The sequence below is a fragment of the Planktothrix sp. FACHB-1355 genome (genome assembly GCF_014748295.1).
In the GTDB taxonomy this organism is placed as follows: Bacteria; Cyanobacteriota; Cyanobacteriia; order Cyanobacteriales; family Aerosakkonemataceae; genus Aerosakkonema; species Aerosakkonema funiforme_A.
In genome coordinates, this window is the sequence record NZ_JACJUP010000817.1 from 1 (window position 1) to 3,311 (window position 3,311).

Genomic DNA, 3,311 nt, shown 5'->3' on the forward strand with positions numbered 1-3,311 from the left:
CGGACTCAAGTGCCCGTTCGGTTTGAATATCTTCATACCACTGCTGAGGGTCAACGCTGGTTATCGGGAAGCGTTTGCTCGATCGCAGTCAGCCCCACTGGGTATCCCAGGTTTTCCTACATATTTGAAGATATTACCCATCGCAAACAAGCAGAACAAATGCTGGAGCTTCAAGCTGTCATTACTCGTAATATGGCGGAAGGCATTTGCTTAGTGAGAGCCGATAATGGAATCATTGTCTATGCCAATCCTAAATTTGAGCAGATGTTTGGCTATGACTCTGGAGAACTCAACGGTCAGCACGTTTCGATTGTGAATTATGGCAACGAATCGGTAAGTGCTGAAGATGTCAATCAAGCCATTCGGTCTGTCGTCTTACAAAACGATGAATTCAGCTATGAAGTCCAGAATGTTAAGAAAGATGGGACTCTTTTTTGGTGTAGTGCAACTTGCTCTGTATTCAGGCATTCCGACTACGGCGACGTTCTGGTGGCAGTTCACCAAGATATCACCGTAGCGAAGCGCCTCGAAGAAGTTCGCAAACAAGCAGAAGAAGCTTTGCGACAACAGGCAAACTACGAACATCTGGTCGGACAAATTGTCAATCAGATCAGGCGATCGCTGGATTTAGATGAAATTCTGGCGGTGACGGTGACAGAGGTGCGACAACTCCTCAATGCCGATCGGGTGTTGATTTTTCAACTGCATGAAGATGGTGCGGGCAGTGTTGTGGAAGAATCCGTGTTGCTTGAGTATCCAGTGACTGAGAAAATGTGGTGGTTAGATGAATGTTTGCCATCAGACTGCTATGACTTTTATTGCCAGGGAAAGCCACGCATTGTGTCCGATGTGGCAACAGATGAATGGGGGTCTTGCTTAGTTGAGTTTATGCAGGAAGTTAGTGTCAAGTCGAAAGTTGTCGCTCCCATTGTCCAAACGGTTGAAGGTTCCGATCGATCGAGAGTCTGGGGGCTTTTGATCGCTCACGCTTGTTCCTCTTACCGCCAATGGCAAACTATTGAAGCAGACCTCTTACATCGCGTTACCGATCAGCTAGCGATCGCCATCCAGCAATCCGAACTTTACAGAAAACTGCAAATCGAACTGCACGAACGCAAGCAAACCGAAGCAACTCTGCGAGAAGCGGAAAGACGCTGGCGATTTCTCCTCGACAACGTGCAATTAGTTGTGGTAGGACTCGATCTGGCTGGTGCTGTGAATTACGTGAATCCTTTTTTCTTGAAACTGACTGGGTACACAGAATCAGAAGCTTTGGGTAAGAACTGGTTTGAAACTTTTGTGTTGCCTTCCGAGCGGCAACATCTTCACACTATTTTCTCGGAAATGCTGACATCTAAGCCTCATCCCTACTATCAAAATTTTATCCTCACAAAATCGGGAGAACACCGATTTATCGCTTGGAATAATACCCTGTTAAGAGATTCTGCCGGCCATATTATCGGTACAGTCAGCATTGGCGAAGACATTACGGAACGACAGAAAATCGAGCAGATGAAAAATGAGTTTATTAGTATTGTCAGCCACGAACTCCGCACTCCTCTAACAGCGATTCGAGCATCTTTGGGATTGCTGCAAACTGGAATCTACGAAAAAAAGCCAGACAAATTGAAACGCATGATCGAGATTGCCGCAATTGATAGCGAGCGCTTGGTGCGTTTGGTCAATGATATTCTCGATCTCGAACGGTTAGATTCGGCTCGAGCTGTCCTGGAGAAAACAACCTGCAAGGCGAGCGATTTAATCCGACAAGCTGTAGAGGCAGTGCAAGCGATCGCCGATCGGCAACAGATCGCTTTCGATATCCATCCCACCGATATCGAAGTTTGGGCCGCATCGGATGCGATTGTCCAAACGCTGATCAATCTGTTGAGTAATGCGGTTAAATTCTCGCCTGTCGGTTCTACCATTACTGTAAGTGTCGAACCGCAAATCGATCGGGCCCTGTTCCAAGTTCGCGATCGGGGGCGAGGCATTCCAGCTGATAAGCTGGAAGCTATCTTCGGACGATTTCAGCAAGTGGATGCCTCCGACTCTCGCGATAAAGGCGGAACTGGTTTGGGACTGGCAATTTGCCGCAGTATTATAGAGCGACACGGTGGGCGAATCTGGGCTGAAAGTAGTCTTGGTGCTGGCAGTACATTTTTCTTCACGCTCTCACTACAACAAGAAGCATAATCATGATGGCCAAAAAAGTGTTAATCGTAGATGACGAAGAACGACTGCGGGAACTTGTGCAAGCGTGCTTAGAAGATTTGGGAGGATGGGCAGCGCTTACGGCTGGATCGGGCCAGGAAGGGCTACAAATCGCCCAAACAGAAGCCATTGATGCTATTCTCCTAGATGTCTCGATGCCTGGAATGGACGGCTTTGCGGTCTACGATCGACTTCAGACAAATCCGACCACGCGATCGATTCCGGTCATTCTCCTCACGGCCAAAGTCTTAGCAAGCGATCGCGCCCGCTTTGCCCAAATGGGGATAGCAGGAGTAATTACCAAACCTTTTGACCCAATTACAATCACCGAAGAAGTTGCTGAAATCCTGGGCTGGAAATTTGAGTATTAACTTTTGTAAAAAAAATCGTATTTTTATCAGTTCTTTATCAGTTCTTTATTTTTAGCATATAGCTTTTTAGATAAACAGAAGCTAAATGTCTTAGAAGCCTATGAACACTATTTATTGGCAATCAATGCAATACTTGAATGAACTAACCCAATCTATCATGAATTATTGGGCTAGTTTGCTGGAAGATTGCCACCAATCAACGCTCTGGATTGGCAGCACAGAAGCATCGGCGATCGCAGGTATTACAATTGACGAAACCGCCAATTTATTGGCGATTAAAGCTCATCTTCCCAATATCGATATTAAAGACATCCATATCGAAGTAACTGAGGAAACGCTTTTAATCAGGGGAAAGTGGCCAGCTACAACAGGAGTAGAAGGTTATTTTCATCCCGGCAGTTTTAAAAGTTTAATTCCTTTTCCTTCTCCAGTTCATCCCAAAACAGTTCTAGCTGAATACAAAGATAACGTTTTGATTATCCGCATACTCAAACAACAGATAATTACAGAACCTAAAGTTTGCGTCGATGTAATCGATGCGAATTTAATGCTTCCGCAATTGCACGAGATAGAGCCAAAAGCAACAAGAATAGAAACCTGCAATACTTCTCCCTCCTTATATGCTAAAAATAACAAAAAACGATAAGATCGTGACAAACTGTCCTTGTTGCTCCTACCAAATGGTTCGTCACGCCAGACTACATCAAACTTATTGGTTTTGTCGGC

At 45.4% G+C, this 3,311-nt stretch carries 3 protein-coding genes; all 3 read left to right on the forward strand.

Translation table 11 applies throughout. The features are described 5' to 3' along the window. The coding region (locus H6S82_RS25345; protein WP_191056900.1) for a PAS domain S-box protein at positions 1–2,196 on the forward strand (2,196 nt) is incomplete at its 5' end. Between the two features lie 2 nt (positions 2,197–2,198). After that, entirely contained in the window at positions 2,199–2,585 is a 387-nt protein-coding gene (locus H6S82_RS25350) for a response regulator (protein ID WP_190464480.1), read from the forward strand. Positions 2,586–2,685: 100 nt separating this feature from the next. Next, on the forward strand, positions 2,686–3,231 hold the full coding sequence (locus tag H6S82_RS25355; protein WP_190464481.1) for an Hsp20/alpha crystallin family protein: 546 nt from the start codon (positions 2,686–2,688) through the stop codon (positions 3,229–3,231). Positions 3,232–3,311 lie beyond the last annotated feature (80 nt).